This window comes from Streptomyces sp. NPDC002870 (genome assembly GCF_042888505.1).
GTDB lineage: Bacteria > Actinomycetota > Actinomycetes > Streptomycetales > Streptomycetaceae > Streptomyces.
Map to the genome: position 1 here is coordinate 42566 of NZ_JBIAPW010000015.1, position 22809 is coordinate 65374.

A 22809-nucleotide genomic window follows, 5' to 3' on the forward strand; every position below is an offset into this window, starting at 1 on the left:
CGGCACCATCCGTCAGGCGCCCGTGTGGGCAGCTGGGCCAGGGTCATCGAAAACGGTGTTCCTGGGGCGTCTTGCCTGCGTGGTCTTCTTGTCGGTGGTCTGCGCGTCGGCCGGGATCACGGGCTCGTCCGGCGGCTGCTCGGGCCCATCCCGCCGGAGCACGATCTCGTCCAGCAGGCTCTCGTCGATCAGTTCCTTCCCGGACTCCATGGCCTCCTGGGCGCCGTCTTCGAGCAGGCGTCCTAGCAGGCCGATAACGCCACCGGTGCGACGCATCAAGTACTCCGGCATGGCGCCGCCGGTCAGCATGCCCGCCTTCGCGTTCATCAGCCGAAGGTGCTGCTCGATCCCCTCCAGATGATTGACGAAGGCCTCGATCTGCTTCGGGGTGATGTAGCGGAACCGGTCGATCTCGATGAGCTCGAAGCGGTGTTCTGTCTGGGTGATCTCCAAGCCGTGGATGCGGGTCGACTCCAGCGGTGGCATCTCCCATTGCCGGGTCTTCTTGTTCCACTTGGCCTCACGTAGCAGCCCGATGCCGGAGATGTTGACGCCGGTCAGGATCAGAGTCACGTCCAGGCTCATGAAGGCCCGCATCAGGTCGAGGACATCCTGGTCGTCGGCTCGGTGCATCCGCAGCCGGCTGATGTCATCCAGAATCAGCGCTTTGACGCCATGGTCATGAAGGGAGTCGGCGACCTGCCGTACCAGTTCCGGCAGCGTGGCCGACTTGCGGGTCGGGGCCCGGAAGAAGCCCAAGATTGACGTGCAAAGGCTTTTCGGGGTTGCTGTCACCGGGGTCGAGATATAGACAACCGGCGCGTGGAGATCACGCGTGCCCGGACGGGCCTTGGGGTTGAGGTTGCTGTGCAGTTCCAGCCACTGGTCTTCGAAGACGGCCCCGGCTGAGCAGACAGACGCGGTCTTGCCATAGTTGCCCCAGCCGCTGATCATGACGCCGGCGCGGGTCGGGTCGTCCTTCTTCCTCGTGTTGCCGCTCAACCGGCGCCGGATCAGCCTGCCGACCTTGTCGTGCATGGGAGTGTCCTGCAGCGGGAGGTTTGCATTCGTCAGCTCCCGGTAGAGGTCGTAGTCGTATCGGCGGCTCTCAGGGAGCATCGACCACTGCTGCGGTGAGATCGTCGCAGCGGGGACCAGTTGGCCGCAGTGGGTGCGGTAGTGCTGCCAACCGGCGTAGGTGTCGAGGGGCGGGCGGCTGCTAAGGATCAACTCGGCGATCCTGGCTCGTGAAGGCAGACCCTCCAGCGGATCATCGTGAGCGAGGGCTCGGGTCACGTGTCGTCCTCCCGGACAGGTGTATCGGCTTCCGAGCCGTCGGGGGGCGGAAGCCGGAACATGGGACGCCGGTTCAGGGCCTCGTGCAGCGTTGCCGGGGCCACGGGCTTGACGTCGGCGAGGGCTTCTTCGCGTCGTCGACGGCGGTCGGCATCGACCGCGTGGTCGATCGTGCGGGCGTGCTCGGCCCAGGCCGCGGGCATCTCAGCCGGAGCCGGCTCATCCGCGATGGCTGGTGCGGCGGGGGGCGGTCGGCGGCCGCAGCCTGTGCGCGGGTGATCTCGCGGGCTTGGGCGACGCGCTGCTTCTTTCCGGCCTTCTTCTTGGCCTGGCTGGGCCATTGGTCGACGGGGGTGACCGAGCCGAGGATCCCCAGCAGATGTTCCAGGAGCTCGCTCTCGGAGTAGATCCTGATGTTGTTCGCCTTCACGCGTGTCAGGAGGGCGTCGGCAGTCTTGTCCGAGAACGCGGGGATCTCACCTTCGGGCGGCAGTCCTCTCCAGCGCAGGATGTGCCAGGTCTCGTGGTCGGCAGGGTCTTGGAAGAACACCTGTCGGCGGTCCCTTCGGTCACTGCGGACTACCCACTTGCCCGCGTGTTTGCCGCCCCGGGCGGAGGGCTGCTGGAAGCGTGGCTCGTCGAGGACCGGGTGGTGATACCAGAGCCCGAGGATCTTCACTCCGCGTCGAGGATGGATCTTCACGTGGTGCTTGCGCAGGACCTTGTAGTAGAAGCTCGGTTCAGGAAAGTCCAGGTCGAAGCCGCCCTGTTCCATCGCGGCAGCGAACAGGGTGTTGGGGCTGTGGTCTTCACCCGGCCCCCAGCTCGGGGCGTATTCGCCCAGTTTGCGGTTCTGCCAGAACTGGACGATCCAGGTCGCGATGATGTGCTCGGCCTGTGCGAGCGTGAGGCTCGCATCGCGTTCCGGGTCGGCCCCGCGGTCCGCGACGTCACCGCCGGTGATTCTTGTAGGGGCCGCCGTGGTCGGTGGTGACCGTCTCCGGGGCGAAGAACGGCAGAGCGGCGACCCGGTGCCCGGTGAACTCGGCGATCACCTCGGCTGGGACCCCGGCGTAGGGCCATTCCATGTCCTCGCCCCAGCCGTCCCGCATCGGAAGCGGCAGCATCACGTCCCGCAGCAGCATCGCGATGTCGACCGAGGTGTCTGACTGGAGCGTGAGCCGGAAGGCCGGCAGCCCGTGCGTGTACAGATCGAGTGCGAGGGTCAGCGTCGCGGTGATCGCGTCGACGAACACGGTCTCGCGCAGCTTCACCGGCATCGGGGTCGAGTCCAGCACCAGAACCTGACCCGGCCGGTGGACCACCATCCGGCCGGAGACCCCGGCCTCCGCGGCGGCCTCGGCCGTCCGCCCGTAACGCGGCCGGGCTCCGCCGGGCCCGAACCACTCCTTCCAGACGGCCGCGAACGTCCAGCGGGAAGGGATCTTCTCGGTGGGAAACGTCGGGAACCGCTCACTCATGTACTGGTGCATCAACCGGTGCTTGGCACCCTGGCTCAGGCGGGCGCGTGGGCCGCACTCGGCCTTTACTGCGAAGATCGCCTCCCGGACCTCCTTCGTGATGCTGCGGTGCCCGCTGCGTCGCCGCGTCCAGCGCCCGTCCGCGCAGGCCAGCAAGAGACTCTCGCCCGCCAGTCCCGACAGACGTACCAGCGTCCGGTAGCTGAGGTGCTGCAGACCGCACCGGACCGCCTCCGGACGAGGCATCGCCTCTATCTCCGCAGCCTTCGCGTACCGACGCTGGGTCAGCGTCGTGCGGTCCGGGTCGTAGGCCGGCCGGGGCTCACACGGCAGGGCCCGAGCCGGGTGGCCCTCCCGGAACCCCGTCTCAGCCTCCAGCACGTGGGCAGCCCGTAGCCGGGATTGCATAAACCTACGGAGCTACGTATAGTCATGCCATCGACGAGGAGGATTCGATGGCGGTACGAGCAGCAGTGGCAGGAGCGAGCGGTTACGCGGGCGGGGAACTGCTCCGGCTGCTCCTCGCCCACCCCGGTGTCGAGATCGGCGCTCTCACCGGCAACTCCAACGCCGGGCAGCGCCTGGGCGGCCTGCAGCCCCATCTGCTGCCGCTCGCCGACCGGGTGCTCCAGCCGACCACCGCCGAGGTGCTCGCCGGGCACGACGTCGTCTTTCTCGCTCTCCCGCACGGGCAGTCCGCCGCTGTCGCCGAGCAGCTGGGCGACGAGGTTCTCGTCGTCGACATGGGCGCCGACTTCCGGCTGAAGGACGCCGCCGACTGGGAGGCGTTCTACGGCTCGCCGCACGCCGGGACCTGGCCCTACGGCCTGCCCGAACTTCCAGGCGCCCGCGCCGCCCTGGTGGGGGCCAAGCGCATCGCGGTGCCCGGCTGCTTTCCCACCGCCGTCTCGCTCGCGCTCTTCCCCGCATACGCGGCCTCTCTCGCCGAGCCCGAGGCCGTCATCACCGCCGCGTCCGGCACCTCCGGCGCAGGCAAGGCGCCCAAGCCGCATCTGCTCGGCTCCGAGGTCATGGGCTCCATGACCCCGTACGGCGTCGGCGGCGGCCACCGGCACACCCCCGAGATGATCCAGAACCTCAGCGCGGCGGCGGGGGAGCGGGTCAGCGTCTCCTTCACGCCGACCCTCGCGCCGATGCCCCGGGGCATCCTCGCCACGTGCAGCGCGAAGGCGAAAAAGGGCGTGAGTGCCGATTCCGTACGGGCCGCGTACGAGAAGGCCTTCCAGGACGAGCCGTTCATCTGCCTGCTGCCCGAAGGACGGTGGCCCTCCACCGCGTCCGTGTACGGATCTAACGCCGTCCACATCCAGATCGCGTACGACGAGGCAGCCGGCCGCATCATCGCGATCAGCGCCATCGACAACCTGACCAAGGGCACCGCGGGCGGCGCGGTGCAGAGCATGAACCTCGCCCTCGGGCTTCCCGAGGGCACCGGACTTTCCACGACTGGAGTCGCTCCGTGAGCGACTCACACGCAGCCGCCCGGCTGCAGACGACCAAGGAGATGCAGTGAGCGTCACGGCAGCCAAGGGATTCTCGGCGGCGGGCATCGCCGCCGGGATCAAGGAGAACGGCAACCCGGACCTGGCCCTCGTCGTCAACAACGGTCCGCGCCGCGCCGCCGCGGGCGTGTTCACCTCCAACCGCGTCAAGGCCGCCCCCGTCCTCTGGTCCGAGCAGGTCCTGCGCGGCGGCGACGTGACCGCCGTCGTCCTCAACTCCGGTGGCGCCAACGCCTGTACGGGCCCCAAGGGCTTCCAGGACACCCACGCCACCGCCGAGAAGGCCGCCGAGGTCCTCACCGGGCACAGCGCGGGCGAGGTCGCCGTAGCGTCGACCGGGCTCATCGGCGTGCTGCTGCCCATGGACAAGCTGCTGCCCGGCATCGAGCGGGCCGCCGCCGAACTCTCCCCGCACGGCGGCGAGAAGGCCGCCATCGCCATCAAGACCACCGACTCCGTGCACAAGACCGCCGTCGTCGACGGCGACGGCTGGACCGTCGGCGGGATGGCCAAGGGCGCGGGCATGCTCGCCCCCGGCCTCGCCACCATGCTCGTCGTCCTCACCACCGACGCCGACCTGGAAGCCGCGACCCTCGACAAGGCCCTGCGCGACGCCACCCGGCTGACCTTCGACCGGATCGACTCCGACGGCTGTATGTCCACCAACGACACCGTGCTGCTGCTCGCCTCCGGAGCCAGCGAGGTCTCGCCCCGGTACGAGGAGTTCGCCGAGGCCGTCAAAAACGTCTGCGACGACCTCGCCCGCCAGCTGATCGGCGACGCAGAAGGCGCCTCCAAGGACATCCGCATCGAGGTGATCAACGCCGCGACCGAGGACGACGCGGTCGAGGTGGGCCGTTCCATCGCCCGTAACAACCTCCTCAAGTGCGCCATCCACGGTGAGGACCCAAACTGGGGCCGGGTGCTGTCCGCCATCGGCACCACGAAGGCCGCCTTCGAGCCCGACCGGCTCAACGTCGCCATCAACGGCGTATGGGTCTGCAAGAACGGCGGCGTAGGTGAGGACCGTGAGCTCGTCGACATGCGCTACCGCGAGGTGAAGATCACCGCCGATCTCGCCGCCGGGTCCGAGTCCGCCGTCATCTGGGCCAACGACCTCACCGCCGACTACGTCCACGAGAACAGCGCGTACTCCTCCTGAGGACTCATGAGCACTCGTAAGCACACCGCACTGCCCAAAGCCCGGATCCTCATCGAGGCGCTGCCCTGGCTGACCCGGCACAACGGCAAGACCGTCGTCATCAAATTCGGCGGCAACGCCATGATCGACGAGGACCTCAAGGCGGCCTTCGCCCAGGACGTCGTCTTTCTGCGCCAGGCCGGGCTCAAGCCGGTCGTCGTGCACGGCGGCGGCCCGCAGATCAGCGCGCAGCTCGACAAGCACGGCCTGGTCAGCGAGTTCAAGGCGGGTCTGCGGGTGACCACGCCCGAAGCCATGGACGTCGTACGGATGGTGCTGGCCGGCCAGGTCCAGCGCGAGCTCGTCGGGCTGCTCAACCAGCACGGCCCACTCGCCGTCGGCATGACCGGCGAGGACGCCCACACCATCACGGCGACGAAGCACCAGCCGGAGATCGACGGCGAACTGGTCGACATCGGCCGGGTCGGAGAGATCACCGAGATCGACACCGGCGCCATCCAGGCGCTCCTCGACGACGGCCGTATCCCGGTCATCTCCTCCATCGCCCGCTCCGCCGACGACCACCACGTCTACAACGTCAACGCCGACACCGCCGCGGCCGCGCTCGCCGCCGCGCTGGGCGCCGAGACGCTGATGGTCCTCACCGATGTGGAGGGGCTCTACGAGGACTGGCCGAACAGCGACGAGGTGATCAGCAGGCTCACCGCGAGCCAGCTGGAGAAGCTGCTGCCCGACCTCTCCAGCGGCATGGTCCCCAAGATGGAGGGGTGTCTGTTCGCCGTACGCAACGGGGTCAACACCGCCCGCGTGCTCGACGGCCGCGTCCCGCACTCGATCCTGCTGGAGATCTTCACTGACTCCGGTATCGGCACGATGGTCGTGCCCGACGGACAGGGGGAATCATGAGCAACCAGGAACTCGCGCAGCGCTGGCAGGGCGTGATGACCGACAACTACGGCACGCCGAAGTTGTCCCTCGTCCGCGGCGAGGGCGCCAAGGTCTGGGACGCGGACGGCGTCGAGTACACCGACTTCGTCGGTGGCATCGCCGTGAACGCGCTCGGCCACGCCCACCCCGCCGTCGTCGAAGCCGTCACCCGGCAGATCGCCTCCCTCGGCCATGTCTCCAACCTGTACGTCGCCGAGCCGCCCGTCGCGCTGGCGGAGCGCCTCATCCAGCTCTTCGGCCGCCCCGGACGCGTCTTCTTCTGCAACTCGGGCGCGGAGGCCAACGAAGCCGCCTTCAAGATCGGCCGGCTGACGGGCCGTAAGCACATGGTGGCCACCGTCGGCGGCTTCCACGGCCGCACGATGGGGTCGCTGGCGCTCACCGGACAGCCGGGAAAGCAGGAGCCGTTCCTGCCGCTGCCCGGGGACGTCACCCACGTCGAGTACGGAGACGCCGAAGCCCTGCGGGCCGTGGTCACAGAAGAGACCGCGCTTGTGATCATCGAGCCGATCCAGGGCGAGAACGGCGTGGTCGTCCCGCCCAAGGGTTATCTGGAGGCCTCCCGGGAGATCACCCGGGCCACCGGCACGCTGCTTGTGCTCGACGAGGTCCAGACGGGCATCGGCCGGACAGGACATTGGTTCGAGCACCAGGCCCACCAGGGTGTCGAGCCCGATCTGGTCACGCTCGCCAAGGGGCTCGGCGGCGGGCTTCCCATCGGCGCGACCATCGCCTTCGGCGAGGCCGCCGAGCTGCTGAAGCCCGGCCAGCACGGCACCACCTTCGGCGGGAACCCGGTCGCCTGCGCCGCCGGACTCGCCGTACTCGACACCCTCGCGGCCGGTGGAACCCTCGACGAGGTCAAGCGCCTCGGCGAGAAACTGCGGGACGGAATCGAATCCCTTGGCCACCCGCTGGTCTCCCATGTCCGTGGAGCGGGCCTGCTGCTGGGTATCGTGCTCAACGAGCCCCTCGCGCCCCAGGCGCAGCAGGCGGCTCAGAGCGCCGGCTTCCTGGTGAACGCCCCTGCCCCCGATGTCGTACGGCTGATGCCCCCACTGGTCATCGGCGAGGCCGAGGTGGACGCATTCCTCGGGGCACTGCCCGGCGTTCTCGACGCAGCAGGCGGGGACGGACGATCCGGAGAATGAGACGAAGATGACCGAGGCGCAGGACACCGAGCACGGCGGGCCCGCCGTTCCGCAGACCCGTACGGCCCGCCACCGCCGGATCGTGGACATCCTCAACCGGCAGCCGGTGCGCTCGCAGAGCCAGCTGGCCAAGCTCCTCGCGGACAACGGGCTGAGCGTCACCCAGGCGACGCTCTCCCGCGACCTCGACGAGCTGGGCGCGGTGAAGATCCGCAACACCGGCGGCGAGCTGATCTACGCGGTCCCCAGCGAAGGCGGCTTCCGCACCCCGCACGCCCCGCTCGGCGAGTCGGCGAAGGAGGAGCGCATGCGTCGCCTCTCCGGCGAACTGCTGATCTCGGCCGAGGCATCGGCCAACCTCGTGGTGCTGCGTACGCCGCCGGGCGCGGCCCAGTTCCTCGCCTCGGCCATCGACCAGGCCGAACTGCACGACGTCCTCGGCACCATCGCGGGCGACGACACGCTGCTGCTCATCAGCCGCGACCCGGTCGGCGGCCAGGCGCTCGCGGACCATCTGCTGCGCCTGGCCCAGAACGACCGCTGAGGCCGCCCCGGCGGTCAGGTCGTCAGGCAGTCAACTTCGCCGTGTGGCGGGCGAATCCGCTGGTCCGCCAGGTGCTGCCGTCGGCATTGACCGCGAAGCCCTCGGTATCGGGCAGCCCCTCCAGCCAGTCCCGGGCTCGCCCGCCCATCGCGTACGCGGCGGTCGCCCGGGCGTCCGCGTGGGTCAGCCCCGGGCAGACGACGGTCATCGACGCCAGGAGTTCGGCGGGTGGCCGGCGGGTGTGCGGGTCGAGGATGTCGCAGCCGCGCTCGGCCGGGCCCGATGTGGCCACGGCGAGGCCCTCGTCGGCCTCGATCACCGTGACGAGCCCGCCCGGGTTCAGCGGGTCACTGACGCCCACCCGCCAGGGGCCGCCGTACAGCTGGATGTCGCCGCCGCCGTTGAGACAGACCGAATCCGCGCCGGAAGAGGCGAGCATGCGGACCGCGCACTCCACCGCCCAGCCCTTGACCAGACCGGTCGGATCCAGCCGGCCGGCGTAGTGGGCGGTGAACCAGCCGTCGCTCTCCCGCTCCGCGTCCGCGCACAGATCGAGCACCTCGGCGACCTCGGTGACACAGTCCCCGAGCGAGAGCTCGCCGCGGGCGAGCCGGCTGAGCTGGCTGCCCGGACGGTACGTCGAGAAGTTCTCGTCCACGCGGTGCAGACCGGCTACGGCGGCGGCGAGTCCGGCGCGCACCCTGGGGGAGTCGCTGGGGTCGGCGACGCGGATGTCGAACGAGAAGACCGTGCCCATGGAGTGCTCGACATGGCGCAGGCGCTCCCGGCCGCCGGCCATCACAGACCCGCCTTGTCGAGCGCGCTCTGCAGGGATGTGATGTAGCCCTCGCTGGTGTAGCTGGCGCCGGAGACCGCGTCGATCTGCGCGCTCTGTGCCGTGACCGCTGCCTGGTTGAGCTTGGGTATCGCTCCGGCGGCGATCTGCCGGCTGTTGGCGTCGGAGTCGGGTGCCTTGACGGCGTCGGCCGCGGTGACCTTGCCGCCGCTGACCGTGATCCGGACCTGCACCGGGCCGTACTGGGTTTCGGCCACGTCGCCGAGGACGGTCTTCGCCGCCGGGGCGCCTTCGGAGCCGGAGCCGGAGCCGGACTCCGAGCCGGAACCCGAACCCGGACCGGGGCCCGCGCCGGAGTCCGAGGCCGCCCCGGAACCCGAGCCCCCTCCGGGCTGCGTCCCTGCTCCGGGTTGTGCCCCGGCCTGCGCGCCGGATTCATCGCTGCCAGAATCCCCGGCACCGGAGCCCCCCGCCCCCGCGGCCCCTGCCTTGTCGAGTGCGCTCTGCAGGGACTTGATGTAGCCCTCGCTGGTGTAGCTGGCGCCGGAGACCGCGTCGATCTGCGCGCTCTGCGCCGTCATCACGGCCTGGTTGAGCTTGGGTATTGCGTCGGAGGCGATCTGCCGGCTGTTGGCGTCGGCGCTGGGCGCCTTCACCGCCTGCGCCCCGATGATTCTGCCGCCGCTGAGGGTGAGCTGGACCTGGACGTCGCCGTACTGCGTCTGGGCGACGTCGCCGAGCACCGTCAGGCCCCCGGCTGCCGCGGCCCCGTTCCCGGTGGACGCCGAGCCGGCGGGCGGCACCTGAGAGCCGGCCTGCGACGACGACCCGGCCACCGTGTTGCCCGGTTGCTTCAGTGCGAGCAGCAGGACGACACCCGACGCGGTGGCGGCGACGCCGATCATGATCCGGCGAAGCGGATGTTTCCTCTTCAAGGTCGGCCTCACATCTCGAAGGACTCGTGGTGGATCCGGCGGGGCGGCACTCCTGCTTCGCGCAGTGCCTGGTACGACTCCTCTGCCAGACCGGGCGGCCCGCAGAGATAGACGTCGTGCTCGCCGATGTCGGGGAGCACCTCCGTCAGCCGCTCTGCGGTGATCTCCGGCCGGGCACCGTCGGGGCCGTTCACCGCGTACATCAGCTGTGCGTCCCGGCGCTCGGCGATCTGCTTCAGCTCGTCCCAGAGAGCCAGGTCCTGCGTCTTGCTGGCCCGGTAGAGCAGTGTCAGGTCGCCCGGGCCGCCGGGCAGCGTCTCGAACAGCGCCCGCAGCGGGGTGATCCCGGCACCGCCTGCGATCAGCAGCACCTTGTTGCGGCTGCGCCGGCCGGCGGTCATGGCTCCGTACGGGCCTTCCGCCCAGACCCGCGTCCCCGGCTCCAGCCGGGAGAGGGCCGTGCTGTGGCTGCCGACCGCCTTGACGGTGATACGCATCAGATTGGGGCGGGGCGGTGCGGAGAGCGAGTACGGGTTGGCGCTCCAGCGCAGTCCCTTGGTGAGGAACCGCCAGCGGAAGAACTGACCCGCCTCGGCGCCGAGCCGGTGCAGCCGTCGCCCGCTGATCAGCACGGAGACCACACCGGGCGCCTCGTCCACGGTCGACTCGACCCGCATCCGGTGCCAGAGATTGAGCCGGACGGGCGACAGGACGCGGTACCAGAGCAGCAGCGCGCCGACCGCTCCGTACAGCGCGTACCAGACCGTGCGCACCGTCGGGTTCGCCACGAACTCGGCGCCCGTCGCCAGCTGGTGCCAGAAGGTCAGATACACCGCGACATAGGTGAGCAGATGCAGGTAGTACCACGTCTCGTACGCCATCCGTCGGCGTACGGCCCCGGCCGAGACGAAGCCGACGAGCAGCAGGAGCCCGGCGCCGATCGCAGCCTTGATCATTTCGGGGAAGTCGACGACGACGGTGACGGTCTGTTCCACGAGGCCGGTACGGGCCTGGACGGCGTACCCCCAGACGGTCAGCACGACATGCGTGACGATCAGACTGATCGCGTAGCGGCCGGTCATCGCGTGCCAGCGGGTCACCCGGTCGGAACCCACCCGCCGTTCCAGAGCCGGGACGCGTGCCATCAGCAGCACCACCAGCGCGATCGTGTATCCGCCCAGCAGGCCGGTGATCCTGCCGGCGCCGATCAGCCACTCGGCGGTGGTCATGTGCACCACCGCCGTGTTCTGCCACCACAGGGACAGCACGGCCACCGCCCCGGCCCAGGCGACGGCCAGCATGGCCACCGCCGGGTCACGCCGGGGGCGGATCGCCCGCATGGTCTGGCGTCTCGCGGCCCGACCGCTCTGCAACATCGCCACGACTGCTCCTCGGCTGTGCCTCTTTCGCGTACGGGGATACGCATATGAGGCGCGTGGAGTTCAACTCGAGGGGCGCTTGTGCGATATGAGGGTCGAGCCGGCCCGGTCAGCGGCGCGCGGCCGGGGTCAGTCCGTACGCGCGGGCAGAGGCAGAGGCAGCGCCGGCAGCCCGTCCAGGCTGACCCCCACGTGGTCCTTCTTCTCGCAGTACGCCGCGAACTCCTCGTCCGACTTACGGCCGAAGTGCTCCGCGTGCTGGGTGCGCTCCTCCTCGTACGCCATGAATGGCACGGCGAACCCGCACGCGTCGCTCACCCGCTGCGCGTGGATCACCACGATGGCGCGGGCGCCGGGCCCGTCGACGTCCTTGAAGTACGCGATGAACTCCGCCCAGCGCGGGTCGTCGCGGAAGACCGCCTCGCCCTTGCCGTGCACCCGCAGCACCTTGGGCGGGCCGCTGAAGGCGCACCACATGAGGGTGATCCGGCCGTTGCCCTCCTCACGGAGGTGGGCGACGGTCTCGGCGGTGCTGCCGCCGAAGTCGAGGTAGGCGAGGGTGAGTTCGTCGATGACGACAAGGGTGCCCTGGCGGCCCTTGGGCGAGAGATTGACGTGACCGTCTCCGTTCAGCGGAGCCGTGGCGGTGAAGAAGACCGGCTGTTCCTCGATGAAGCTGCGGATCCTGCCTTCTATACGTTCGTAGCGTTGTCCCATGCCGACGATTATCGGCTGTCCGATCGATCGGCGAAGGGCGGCTCAGCTGCCGAAATGTGACGGATGGGCGGAGCGTGGCAGTCCGAATGCCGGGAACAGCGACGGGTCCTGGAAGGAGACGACCCGTGCGATGCCCGCCGCCGTGACGGTGTGCACCTCGACGGTGAACGCGTGCAGCATGCCGTCGTCGCCGCGCAGGTACATGGCGATCGCAGGCTGGCCGTTCGCCGACGTACGGATGAGACGGCCGCCGTCGCGGAAGACCGGGCACTGCGTCGTGATCAGGCGGCCGGCGGCCTCGCGGCCGGTGAACCACGTCGGGACCGGCGGCATCTCGAAGACGATGTCATCGGTCAGCAGCCGCATCAGGGCCGAGATGTCCGCGTTCTCGAAGGCCGTCGCGTACCGCTCCACCAGCTCGCGCTGCTCGGGCTCGGCCGGTCCCGTGAGCCTGTCCGCCACGGGTGCCGCCCGGGAGATCCGGCCGCGGGCGCGCTGCAGCGCGCTGTTCACCGCGGCCTCCGTGCTCTCGGTCAGATCGGCGACCTCCCAGGCGTGCCAGCGCAGCACATCGCGCAGGATCAGAATCGCCCGCTGCCGCGGCGGAAGGAGCTGAAGGGCCGCGACGAAGGCCAGCCGTACGTTCTCGCGCGCGGTGACGACCGTGGCCGGGTCCGCGGGATCGTCGGCGAACTGCGGGTCGGGCAGCGGTTGCAGCCAGGGCACCTCGGGCCGGGCCGGAGCCAGCGGCCCCGCCGCGTCGTCGCCGGGCGCGCCCAGGCCGGACGGGAGCGGGCGGCGGCCGCGGTGTTCCAGCGCGGTCAGACAGGCGTTGGTCGCGATGCGGTAGAGCCAGGTACGCAGCGACGACCGGCCCTCGAAGCTGTCGTACGAGCGCCAGGCGCGCAGATATGTCTCCTGCACCAGATCCTCGGCGTCGTGCACGGATCCGACCATCCGGTAGCAGTGGGCCAGCAGCTCGCGCCGGAACGGCGCGGTGAGCCGCTCGAAGTCCGCGTCGACCGGCTTGACCGCCTGTGCGCTGTTCGCCATGGGAGCCACTCCTTCGGTGTTCGGGTCCGCTCGGACGCCGCCCATCCGAAGAGACCGCGAACCCGGCCGAAACTCATCGCTCATGCGTGCCCCGGTGTCCGACGACTTTCCGGGAGCGGGCGTGTCCGTACGGGCATGAACCCTTCACCGCACCCCGATCCCCTCCGCTGGAAGGCGCTGGCGCTGCTCTGCGCCGCCGACTTCATGGTCATTCTCGACGCACAGATCGTCATCCTGGCGCTGCCGTCCATCCAGCGCGATCTCGGCTTCTCAGGCGGCGGCGAGCAGTGGGTCATGAGCGCCTATCTGCTGACGTTCGGCGGACTGCTGCTGCTCGGCGGCCGCTCGGCCGATCTGCTGGGACGCCGCCGTATGTTCATGATCGGCACCGCGCTCTTCCTCTTCTCGTCGCTGCTCTGCGGCTTCGCGTGGACCGGCGGCACGCTGATCGTGGCCCGGGTGCTCCAGGGCGTCTCGGCGGCGATCATGGCGCCGACCGCGCTGTCCATCCTGATGACGACCTTCGACGAAGGAACCGAGCGCAACAAGGCGCTCGGCGTCTGGTCGGCCGTCGGCGGAGTGGGGGCCACGGCCGCGCTGCTGGTCGGCGGACCGCTGACCTCCTGGCTCGGCTGGGAGTGGATCTTCTTCATCAATGTTCCGGTGGCGCTCGTCCTCTTCGGACTGAGCCCCGTACTTCTCAAGGAGAGCCGCGCCGCAACGCGGGGACGGAACTTCGACCTCGCGGGCGCCGTGACGATCACCGCCGCGCTGGCGCTGCTCGTGTACGCGGTCGTCGAGGCGCCGGACATCGGCTGGAGCCATCCCCGCACACTGCTGCTGCACTGCCTGTCCGCCCTGCTGATCGCGGTGTTCGTGCTGGTCGAGTCGCGCTCCCGGGCTCCGCTCGCGCCGTTGCGGATCTTCCGCTCGCGCGCTCTGGCCGGCGGCAATCTGGTGCTTCTGCTGCTCGGCATGGCCGCCTGGGGCATGTCCTTCACCGTGTCCGAGTACGCCCAGCAGGTGCTCGGCTACTCCGCCCTGATGTTCGGCCTCAGCTCCGCCGTGATGCCGGTGATGGCAGCCGTCGGCTCGGTCGCCGGACAGGCGGTCGTCACGAGGACGGGGCCCCGGCGTGTCGCGATGGCCGGCATGGCCCTGACCGGGATCGGCTGCCTGCTGCTCGCGCAGGTCTCGGTCGGCGGCAGCTACTTCGAGGACCTGTTCCTGGGACTGCTGGTGTTCGGCCCCGGTCTCGGAGCCGCCTTCGTCGCCGCGTCGGTCGCCTCGCTCGCCGGGGTCGCGGAGCGGGAGTCCGGCCTTGCCTCCGGGTTGAACACGGCCTCGTTCCAGATCGGCGGCGCGTTCGGCGTGGCGATCCTGTCCACGGTCGGCATGCCGGGAGCCGGGGCGCATCCTCCGCTCGATGTGCTGACGGAGGGCTTCCGTACCGACTTCGCCGCGTCGATCGCCTTCTCGGCGGCGGCCCTGCTGGTGGCCCTGCTCCTGCCGGGCCGGATCCGGCGTGCGCGTGGGGTTGAGCCGGCTCTTTCGAAGCGTGAGGGGACCACATTGACGAAACATACGGAGGAGTGCATACTTATTCCATCAGCGAATGCATCGTGAAGGAGAAACCCGTGACCGAGCGCGTCGTACTCGCCTACTCGGGCGGCCTGGACACCTCTGTCGCCATCGGCTGGATCGCCGAGGAGACGGGCGCCGAGGTCATCGCCGTTGCCGTGGACGTCGGCCAGGGCGGCGAGGACCTGGACGTCATCCGCAAGCGCGCGCTCGCCTGCGGTGCGGTCGAGGCCGAGGTCGCCGACGCCAAGGACGAGTTCGCCGACGAGTACTGCCTCCCGGCGATCAAGGCCAACGCCCTTTACATGGACCGCTACCCGCTGGTCTCCGCCCTCTCCCGGCCGACGATCGTCAAGCACCTCGTCGCCGCCGCCAAGAAGCACAACGCCGGCATCGTCGCCCACGGCTGCACCGGCAAGGGCAATGACCAGGTCCGCTTCGAGGCCGGTATCTCCGCGCTCGGCCCCGAGCTGAAGTGCATCGCCCCGGTCCGTGACTACGCGATGACCCGGGACAAGGCGATCGCCTTCTGCGAGGAGAAGCAGCTCCCGATCGCGACCACCAAGAAGTCGCCGTACTCCATCGACCAGAACGTCTTCGGCCGGGCCGTCGAGACCGGCTTCCTGGAGGACATCTGGAACGCGCCGATCGAGGACATCTACGAGTACACCTCGAACCCGGCGGAGCAGCGCGAGGCCGACGAGGTCGTCATCTCCTTCAAGGAGGGCGTCCCGGTCGCCATCGACGGCAAGCCCGTCACCGTCCTGCAGGCGATCCAGCAGCTCAACGAGCGGGCCGGCGGACAGGGCATCGGCCGGATCGACATGGTCGAGGACCGTCTTGTCGGCATCAAGTCCCGTGAGGTGTACGAGGCCCCGGGCGCGATCGCGCTGATCACCGCCCACCAGGAGCTGGAGAACGTCACGGTCGAGCGCGAACTGGCCCGCTACAAGCGGCAGGTCGAGCAGCGCTGGGGCGAGATGGTCTACGACGGCCTGTGGTTCTCCCCGCTCAAGCGGGCCCTGGACGGCTTCATCAACGAGGCCAACCAGCACGTCACCGGCGACATCAGGATGACGCTGCACGGTGGCCGCGCCGTCGTCACCGGCCGGAAGTCCGACCAGTCGCTGTACGACTTCAACCTGGCGACCTACGACTCGGGCGACACGTTCGACCAGTCGAAGGCGCAGGGCTTCATCGAACTCTTCGGCCTGTCGTCGAAGATCGCGGCCAAGCGGGACCTGATCTGAGCAGTAGCGTGATCTCCGCCTCCCCACCTGCGAGGGTGGGGAGGCGGTCGTACATACACAGCCTTGAGGAGCACAGCAGTGAGCAGCAACAGCGGTGACGTCCGGCTCTGGGGCGGCCGTTTCGCCGACGGTCCCGCCGAGGCGCTGGCCAAGCTGTCCGCGTCCGTCCACTTCGACTGGCGGCTCGCGCCGTACGACATCGCGGGGTCCCGCGCCCACGCGCGCGTGCTGCACAAGGCGGGGCTGCTCACCAAGGACGAGCTGGCCCGGATGCTCGACGGGCTCGACCGGCTCGAGGCGGACGTCGCGTCCGGAGAGTTCGTGGGCACGATCGCCGACGAGGACGTCCACACGGCGCTGGAGCGCGGCTTGCTGGAGCGGCTCGGCGCGGACCTCGGCGGCAAGCTGCGGGCCGGCCGGTCGCGGAACGACCAGGTCGCGACGCTCTTCCGGATGTATCTGCGGGACCACGCCCGGATCATCGGCGGCCTGATCGCAGACCTCCAGGACGCGCTGGTCGGCTTGGCCGAGGCGCACCCGGACGTGGCGATGCCCGGTCGTACGCACCTCCAGCACGCCCAGCCGGTGCTCTTCGCGCACCATGTGCTGGCGCATGTTCAGTCGCTGTCGCGGGACGCGGAGCGGCTGCGGCAGTGGGACGAGCGTACGGCCGTATCGCCTTATGGCTCGGGTGCGCTGGCGGGGTCATCGCTCGGGCTCGACCCGGAGGCGGTCGCCGCGGACCTGGGCTTCGAGCACGGATCGGTGGGGAACTCCATCGACGGCACGGCGTCGCGTGACTTCGTCGCGGAGTTCGCCTTCATCACCGCGATGATCGGTGTCAACCTCTCCCGTATCGCCGAGGAGATCATCATCTGGAACACGAAGGAGTTCTCCTTCGTCACGCTCCACGATGCCTTCTCGACGGGTTCGTCGATCATGCCGCAGAAGAAGAACCCGGACATCGCGGAGCTGGCGCGCGGCAAGTCCGGGCGCCTCATCGGCAACCTCACCGGCCTGCTCGCCACCTTGAAGGCCCTGCCCCTCGCGTACAACCGCGACCTCCAGGAGGACAAGGAGCCGGTCTTCGACTCCTGCGACCAGCTGGAGGTCCTGCTCCCGGCGTTCACCGGCATGATGGCGACGCTCATGGTCAACCGCGAACGCATGGAGGAGCTGGCCCCGGCCGGCTTCTCGCTGGCGACGGACATCGCGGAGTGGCTGGTCAAACAGGGCGTGCCGTTCCGGGTGGCGCACGAGGTCGCGGGCGAGTGCGTCAAGGAGTGCGAGCGGCTGGGCATCGAGCTCGAGGAGCTGACGGACGCGCAGTTCGCGAAGATCTCCGGGCATCTGACCCCCGAGGTCCGCACGGTCCTGAACGTTCCCGGAGCGCTGGCCTCCCGCAACGGCCGCGGCGGTACGGCCCCCTCGGCTGTCGCCGTCCAGCTCGCCGAGGTCAAGGCCGACCTCGGCGTCCAGCACGCCTGGGCGACCGCGAAGAACTGACCGGGCCGCCGCGCCCCGGGACCGGATGACCGGGGCCCGGGGCGCGCCGGATTCGGTCGGCGCGGGTACCGGAGTGCCGTCGGCCGCCGGCGCGCTGTCCGGAGCGATGCCGGCCGCCGCAGCGCTCGAACTGCTCGCCGTGCTGAGATCCCGGGCGACCGGACGTGTGCCGGGCCGCCTCAGTCGATCTGCTCGCAGATGTCGGTACGCGAACCATGCGCCTTGGTTACGGTCTTGTACCCGGTCGGGCTGATGTCCACCGTGTACCGAGCACGGACCAGAACTGGGAGCCGTCGGCGCCGTAGTCGACCACCGCCGTACCGCTCGCATCTGCGGGCGGGCGCCGCCGGTGGTGCAGCCTCGCAACCTGCGGCAATGGGACGCCCATGCATTGAATGAGACATCGGTGTCTCACTTGGGGTATGGTTGTCTCATGGCCCTGGATCGTGAATACGTGCTGCACACCGCCGCCGCCCTGCTCGCCCGCAAGTCGACCGCCACCATGGACGAGGTCGCCCGGGCCGCAGGAATCGGCCGCGCCACCCTTCACCGGCACTTCGCCGGGCGGGACGCGCTGGTCAAGGCGCTGGAGCAGCTCGGCATCCAGGAGTTCGAGGCCGCGCTCGACCGGGCGCGGCTCGAGGAGGGTGGGGCCGGTGACGGGCTGCGGCGGCTCATCGCCGAGATGGAGCCCGCAGCCGATCTGCTCGCCTTTCTCGTCACCGAGAACCAGCTCTTCGAGGGCGACCAGGTCAACGAGGGCTGGGCCAGGCTCGATGCCCGGGTGTCCGCGCTCTTCCGGCGTGGCCAGGAACAGGGCGAGTTCCGGATCGACCTGACGCCCGCATGGCTGACCGAGGCTCTCTACGGCCTCATCGGCACCTGCGCCTGGGCCGTCATCGACGGCCGGGTCGCCAAGAACGACTTCCAGTACATGATCGCCGAGCTGCTGCTCGGCGGAGCACGACGGAGTGTGGAGAAATGAGCAGCACCCTCCAGCGCACGAGCGGGACGGACGAAACCGCATACCGCCCCGGGCGCTGGCTCGCGCTCGCGGTGCTCGTCCTGGCCGTCCTCCTGGTGGCCGTCGACGCCACCGTCCTCGGCCTCGCCACACCCTTCCTCAGTGAGGACCTCAAGCCCTCAGGCACCCAGCTGCTGTGGATCGGTGACGTCTACTCATTCGTCATCGCCGGCCTGCTCGTCTCCATGGGCAGCCTCGGCGACCGCATAGGCCGCAAGAAACTGCTGCTCATAGGCGCGGTCGCGTTCGGCGCGGTGTCCGTGCTCAACGCGTACGCCACCAGCCCCGAGTTGATGATCCTCGCGCGGGCCCTGCTCGGCGTCGCGGGCGCCACTCTGATGCCGTCGACCCTCGCGCTGATCCGCAACATCTTCCACGACCCCAAGGAACGCAGCGTCGCCGTCGGCATCTGGGGCGCGGCCGCCTCCGCGGGCGCGGCGGTCGGACCCGTCGTCGGCGGCTTCCTGCTGGAGCACTTCTGGTGGGGCTCGGTCTTCCTGATCAACCTGCCCGTCATGGCGGTGCTCGTGCTCGTCGGCATCAAGCTGCTGCCGGAGTCCCGGGACCCCAACCCCGGCCCCTGGGACCTGACCAGCGTCGCCCTCTCCCTGATCGGCATCGTCAGCGTCGTCTACGCCGTCAAGGAAACGGCTGTGCACGGTTTGCGCGGGGACACCGTGGCGGCCGCGGCCATCGGGCTTGCCGCGCTGTACTGGTTCGCCCGGCGGCAGTTGACGCTCGCCTCGCCTCTGCTGAACATGCGGCTCTTCCACCACCGCGGCTTCTCCGGCGCGGTGCTCGCCGATCTGCTGACCATCCTCGGCCTGTCCGGTCTGGTCTTCTTCCTCTCGCAGTTCCTACAACTGGTCCAGCTGCGCTCGCCGTTGGAGGCGGGACTGATCGAACTGCCCGCCGCGATCGGCGCGGTGGGCGCGGGACTGCTGGCCGGCGCTCTCGCCCGCAGGGCCTCCGTACGCAGCGCCGTGTCCGGCGGACTGACGGCGGTCGGCCTCGCCCTCGCCGCCTGTACGGCGATCACCGCGTCCACCGGCGTCGTGGCGCTCGGGATCGCGCTGTTCGTCGGCGGCGTGGGAGCGGGGCTCGCGTTCACCGTGACCGCGGACGTCATCCTCTCCAGCGTGCCCAAGGAGCAGGCGGGCGCGGCGTCCGCGGTGTCCGAGACGGCGTACGAACTGGGCGCGGCGCTCGGCATCGCGCTGCTCGGCTCGATCGTGACCGGCATGTACCGCGGCTTCACCGCACCGCCGGGCGTCCCGGCCGAGACGGCGGCCGCGGCGCACGACTCGCTGGGCGGCGCGGTCGAGTCGGCCAAGGACCTGCCGCGGGAACAGGCCGCCGCGATGCTCTCGGCCGCGCAGGACGCCTTCACCGACGGCTTCCAGGCGGCGGCCGCGGTGGGCGCGGCGGTGCTGCTCGCAACGGCGGTCGCGGCGTGGTTCCTGCTGCGTGGCCAGAAGCTCGAGGAGGGCGTCGAGCACCCGTGACCTGAGCGTGCGGCACGGCGAAGGGCCGGCCCCCGGATGGGGCCGGCCCTTCGCGGTGCCTGTGACTTCGTCTCGGTTGCGGTGGTTGTGCCCGTCGCCCCCGCGGGCTGGACGGCGGGGGCGCGCCTCACACACTTCGGCCGATCGCGCCCATCGCGCCCATCGCGCCGACGCGGCTACCGAGCCGACCGGCAGGACGCGAACGACCGCGCCGACCGGGCCCGACCCCCCGTACCCTCGCGGCCGCTAGGCCGCCTTCGCCTTCGTGGCGTACATGTCCACGTACTCCTGCCCCGACAGCTCCATGACCTCCGCCATCACCGAGTCCGTGACCGCCCGCAGCACATAGCGGTCGCGGTCCATCCCCTCGTAGCGCGAGAACTCCATCGGCTCACCGAAGCGGACCGTCACGCGGCCGGGCCGCGGCAGCCCCGCCCCGCCCGGCTGGAGCTTGTCCGTGCCGATCACCGCGAACGGGACCACCGGCGCGCCGGTCATCAGCGTCAGCCGGGCGATGCCCGTACGGCCGCGGTAGAGCCGGCCGTCGGGGGAGCGGGTGCCTTCCGGGTAGATGCCGAAGATCTTGCCGTCCTCCAGCACCCGGCGGCCCGTCATCAGCGCGGCCACACCGCCGTTCGCGCCGTCGCGGTCCACCGGGATCATGCCGCAGCCGGTGAAGAACCAGGCCATCAGACGGCCCTTGAAGCCCTTGCCCGTGACGTACTCGTCCTTGCCGATGAAGTAGACCGGACGGGCGCACACCAGCGGCATGATCATCGAGTCGATGAACGTCAGGTGGTTTCCGGCGAGGATGACAGGACCGGTCCCCGGGATGTTCTCGACACCTTCCACGCGGGGGCGGAACATCAGGCGCAGGATCGGGCCGAGCACTGCCTTGATGAGCGACAAGCGGGACAACGGGTCCTCCGGTGTCATGGACGGTGTCGTGGGGGCGGACGGTGACGGCAGGCAATGTCTCTGCAGGTGAGGACGATACTCGTGGGTCACACCTGATCGCACATCGGGTTCACTGAGCGGATACGCAGTGTTGACGTGTGTTTTCGCTGCGTTCGCCCAGGGTCTGCCGTAGGTAAGGCGTTGCCGCCTAGCATCGGCCGTCGCTCGACAGGTGCGGGACATCACACGCGGGACAGACGGAGGAAAGTCGATGACACAGGGTTCTGACAGAAGTCCGGGGCGCAGGACCGTACTAGGAGCGGCAGTGCTCGGCACGGCCGCTCTCGGCGTCGGTGGCGCCACCGCGGCGCACGCCGAGGCCGACGAGCGCCACGGCGGCCATGGATCCTCCTACCGGGATCTGCCCCGTCCGACCGTCATCGCCCACCGCGGCGCCAGTGGCTACCGGCCGGAGCACACCATCGGCTCCTACCAGCTGGCCCTCGACATGGGCGCTCACGTCATCGAGCAGGACCTGGTGCCCACCAAGGACGGCCATCTCGTATGCCGTCACGAGAACGACATCACGGGTACGACGGATGTCGCCGCTCACCCGGAGTTCGCCTCCCGCAAGACCACCAAGTCCGTCGACGGCGTCAGCCTCACCGGCTGGTTCACCGAGGACTTCACGCTCGCCGAGCTGAAGACGCTGCGCGCCAAGGAGCGCATACCGGGCGTCCGTCAGGAGAACACCCTCTACGACGGCCGCTGGACCGTCCCCACCTTCGAGGAGGTGCTGCGCTGGGCCGAGAAGGAAGGCCGTCGGCGCGGCCGTCCCGTCTGGCTCCACGTCGAGACCAAGCACCCCACGTACTTCCGCAAGCTCGGGCTCGGTCTCGAGGAGCGGCTGGCCAAGCTGCTGCGCCGGTACGGACGTGACCGGCACGACTCCCCGGTCTTCCTGCAGTCGTTCGAGCCGAGCAGCATGGAGCGGATGGCCCGGCTCGTCTCCTCGCCGCGCGTCGTCCTGCTCTGGACCGCGGACGACCGGCCGTGGGACTTCCGCGAGGCGGGCGATCCGCGCACGGTCGCCGATCTGGTCAAGCCCGAGGGCCTGAAGTGGATCGCGGGCTTCGCCCAGGGCATCGGCCCCGTCCTCGATCTGATCATCCCCAAGGACGCGACCGGCAAGCTCGGCAAGCCGACGACGCTGGTACGGGACGCCCACGCCAAGGGCCTGATCCTGCACCCGTACACGATGCGCAACGAGAACGCCTTCCTGCCCGCCGACTTCCGGCGCGGCACCGACCCGAACGCGTACGGCGACGCCTTCGGCGCGTTCAAGGTCTACTTCGAGACCGGCATCGACGGCATCTTCACCGACAACGCCGACACCGGGCTGCTCGCCGCCGCCGACTTCCGCGGCTGACGGCCCCAGGCGTCCCATCCGCCCGTACGGGTGAGTGTGCTGTCGCGCGGCAACCGCCACCGCGCGACAGCACGTCCCGCAGGGCATGACCCTTCGCCACGAAACCGCCGCCCATGTGGTCAGCGCGCTGGGCTCGCTGGTGAGCGCCGAGGCGAGGGCGGAGGCGCCGGCCGCCGCGATGGAGGCCCGTGACCTCGAACAGGCCGTCTGGGTACGGCTCCTCGAGCGGCTCGGCGGGAACGGTCTGCCGCCGGACGCCGCCCGCTGGGTCAGGTCGGCCGTACGCGCGGAAGTCCGCCGCGCCCGTCGCACGGCTGCCCGCGAACTCCCGTACGGCCATGACCCTTCGGACCCCGCGGGCAGCCCCGAACGGGCCGCGCTGAGGTCCGAGCGGCGCCGCGTGATTCGGGAAGCGGTCGCCCGCACCCCAGGGAACTGCCCCCGACTGCTGACCGCGATGTTGTCGCCCGACGACCCCACCTACCGCGAAATCGCAGGAGAGTTGGGAATCTCACAAGGGAGTCTGGGGCCGATGCGTTCCCGCTGCCTGGGATGCCTGCGCAGAATGCTGACGGCAGAGGTTGCCGCTCCTGAACTTGGGGGAAAGGAGCGGTAGACAACCGGCGGACAGG

Annotated in this window: 21 protein-coding genes and 1 pseudogene; 13 read left to right on the top strand and 9 right to left on the bottom strand. The window is 69.9% G+C overall.

Going from position 1 to position 22809, the window contains the following annotated elements; translation table 11 throughout:
* Positions 1-12: 12 nt before the first annotated feature.
* From ACFYWY_RS20075 to ACFYWY_RS20085, 3 genes are all read right to left on the bottom strand, one after another.
* Complete coding sequence (locus ACFYWY_RS20075; protein ID WP_389188114.1) at positions 13-1296, bottom strand: TniB family NTP-binding protein; 1284 nt, start codon at positions 1294-1296, stop codon at positions 13-15.
* Positions 1297-1369: 73 nt separating this feature from the next.
* A complete protein-coding gene (locus ACFYWY_RS20080) occupies positions 1370-2071 on the bottom strand; it encodes a hypothetical protein (protein ID WP_389188117.1) in 702 nt (233 codons plus the stop codon).
* Between the two features lie 175 nt (positions 2072-2246).
* Positions 2247-3158 (bottom strand): hypothetical protein, encoded by a 912-nt coding sequence (locus ACFYWY_RS20085; RefSeq protein ID WP_389188120.1) that lies wholly within the window; start codon positions 3156-3158, stop codon positions 2247-2249.
* 74 nt (positions 3159-3232) lie between these two features.
* Between ACFYWY_RS20085 and argC the strand changes: the two genes are divergently transcribed.
* From argC to ACFYWY_RS20110, 5 genes are read left to right on the top strand one after another with little or no spacing between them, the layout of a single operon-like run.
* Positions 3233-4261 (top strand): N-acetyl-gamma-glutamyl-phosphate reductase, encoded by a 1029-nt coding sequence (argC, locus tag ACFYWY_RS20090; RefSeq protein ID WP_389188123.1) that lies wholly within the window; start codon positions 3233-3235, stop codon positions 4259-4261.
* 46 nt (positions 4262-4307) lie between these two features.
* On the top strand, positions 4308-5462 hold the full coding sequence (argJ, locus tag ACFYWY_RS20095) for a bifunctional glutamate N-acetyltransferase/amino-acid acetyltransferase ArgJ (RefSeq protein WP_389188126.1): 1155 nt from the start codon (positions 4308-4310) through the stop codon (positions 5460-5462).
* A 6-nt stretch (positions 5463-5468) separates the two neighbouring features.
* Complete coding sequence (gene argB, locus ACFYWY_RS20100) at positions 5469-6368, top strand: acetylglutamate kinase (protein WP_389188129.1); 900 nt, start codon at positions 5469-5471, stop codon at positions 6366-6368.
* The gene (locus tag ACFYWY_RS20105) at positions 6365-7561 is read left to right on the top strand and encodes an acetylornithine transaminase (protein WP_389188132.1); all 1197 of its coding nucleotides are present in this window, start codon (positions 6365-6367) and stop codon (positions 7559-7561) included. Before argB ends, ACFYWY_RS20105 begins: the two co-directional genes overlap by 4 nt.
* A 7-nt stretch (positions 7562-7568) precedes the next feature.
* The gene (locus ACFYWY_RS20110) at positions 7569-8105 is read left to right on the top strand and encodes an arginine repressor (protein WP_389188135.1); all 537 of its coding nucleotides are present in this window, start codon (positions 7569-7571) and stop codon (positions 8103-8105) included.
* A gap of 22 nt (positions 8106-8127) precedes the next feature.
* Here the strand turns inward: ACFYWY_RS20110 and ACFYWY_RS20115 are convergent, their stop codons facing one another.
* From ACFYWY_RS20115 to ACFYWY_RS20135, 5 genes are all read right to left on the bottom strand, one after another.
* Positions 8128-8904 (bottom strand): FAD:protein FMN transferase, encoded by a 777-nt coding sequence (locus ACFYWY_RS20115; RefSeq protein ID WP_389188138.1) that lies wholly within the window; start codon positions 8902-8904, stop codon positions 8128-8130.
* On the bottom strand, positions 8904-9836 hold the full coding sequence (locus ACFYWY_RS20120; RefSeq protein WP_389188141.1) for an FMN-binding protein: 933 nt from the start codon (positions 9834-9836) through the stop codon (positions 8904-8906). Before ACFYWY_RS20120 ends, ACFYWY_RS20115 begins: the two co-directional genes overlap by 1 nt.
* Before the next feature lie 8 nt (positions 9837-9844).
* Positions 9845-11212, bottom strand: a complete 1368-nt coding sequence (locus tag ACFYWY_RS20125) for a ferric reductase-like transmembrane domain-containing protein (protein ID WP_389188480.1) — start codon at positions 11210-11212, stop codon at positions 9845-9847.
* A gap of 132 nt (positions 11213-11344) precedes the next feature.
* Entirely contained in the window at positions 11345-11932 is a 588-nt protein-coding gene (locus ACFYWY_RS20130; RefSeq protein WP_389188144.1) for a pyridoxamine 5'-phosphate oxidase family protein, read from the bottom strand.
* Positions 11933-11974: 42 nt separating this feature from the next.
* Entirely contained in the window at positions 11975-12985 is a 1011-nt protein-coding gene (locus ACFYWY_RS20135; RefSeq protein ID WP_389188147.1) for a sigma-70 family RNA polymerase sigma factor, read from the bottom strand.
* Positions 12986-13120: 135 nt separating this feature from the next.
* Between ACFYWY_RS20135 and ACFYWY_RS20140 the strand changes: the two genes are divergently transcribed.
* The 6 genes and pseudogenes from ACFYWY_RS20140 to ACFYWY_RS20165 all read left to right on the top strand — a co-directional run bounded on the left by ACFYWY_RS20140 (position 13121) and on the right by ACFYWY_RS20165 (position 19851).
* Complete coding sequence (locus tag ACFYWY_RS20140; RefSeq protein WP_389188150.1) at positions 13121-14611, top strand: MFS transporter; 1491 nt, start codon at positions 13121-13123, stop codon at positions 14609-14611.
* Positions 14612-14622: 11 nt separating this feature from the next.
* On the top strand, positions 14623-15816 hold the full coding sequence (locus tag ACFYWY_RS20145) for an argininosuccinate synthase (protein ID WP_389188153.1): 1194 nt from the start codon (positions 14623-14625) through the stop codon (positions 15814-15816).
* Between the two features lie 78 nt (positions 15817-15894).
* Complete coding sequence (argH, locus tag ACFYWY_RS20150; protein WP_389188156.1) at positions 15895-17322, top strand: argininosuccinate lyase; 1428 nt, start codon at positions 15895-15897, stop codon at positions 17320-17322.
* Positions 17323-17672: 350 nt separating this feature from the next.
* Positions 17673-17717: pseudogene (locus tag ACFYWY_RS20155) on the top strand (hypothetical protein); the annotation flags it as partial.
* A gap of 38 nt (positions 17718-17755) precedes the next feature.
* On the top strand, positions 17756-18307 hold the full coding sequence (locus tag ACFYWY_RS20160; protein WP_389188158.1) for a TetR/AcrR family transcriptional regulator: 552 nt from the start codon (positions 17756-17758) through the stop codon (positions 18305-18307).
* Positions 18304-19851, top strand: coding sequence for an MFS transporter (locus ACFYWY_RS20165; protein WP_389188161.1), 1548 nt, complete (start codon positions 18304-18306; stop codon positions 19849-19851). Before ACFYWY_RS20160 ends, ACFYWY_RS20165 begins: the two co-directional genes overlap by 4 nt.
* 246 nt (positions 19852-20097) lie before the next feature.
* On the opposite strand, the gene ACFYWY_RS20170 is transcribed toward ACFYWY_RS20165, so the two are convergent.
* Positions 20098-20787 carry a lysophospholipid acyltransferase family protein gene (locus ACFYWY_RS20170; protein WP_389188164.1) on the bottom strand — a complete coding sequence of 230 codons (690 nt, stop codon included), beginning with the start codon at positions 20785-20787 and terminating at the stop codon, positions 20098-20100.
* 232 nt (positions 20788-21019) lie between these two features.
* Here ACFYWY_RS20170 and ACFYWY_RS20175 point away from each other — a divergent pair, with 232 nt between their 5' ends.
* A complete protein-coding gene (locus ACFYWY_RS20175; protein ID WP_389188167.1) occupies positions 21020-22177 on the top strand; it encodes a glycerophosphodiester phosphodiesterase in 1158 nt (385 codons plus the stop codon).
* 85 nt (positions 22178-22262) lie between these two features.
* Positions 22263-22793 (top strand): sigma-70 family RNA polymerase sigma factor, encoded by a 531-nt coding sequence (locus tag ACFYWY_RS20180; protein WP_389188170.1) that lies wholly within the window; start codon positions 22263-22265, stop codon positions 22791-22793.
* Positions 22794-22809: the final 16 nt, after the last annotated feature.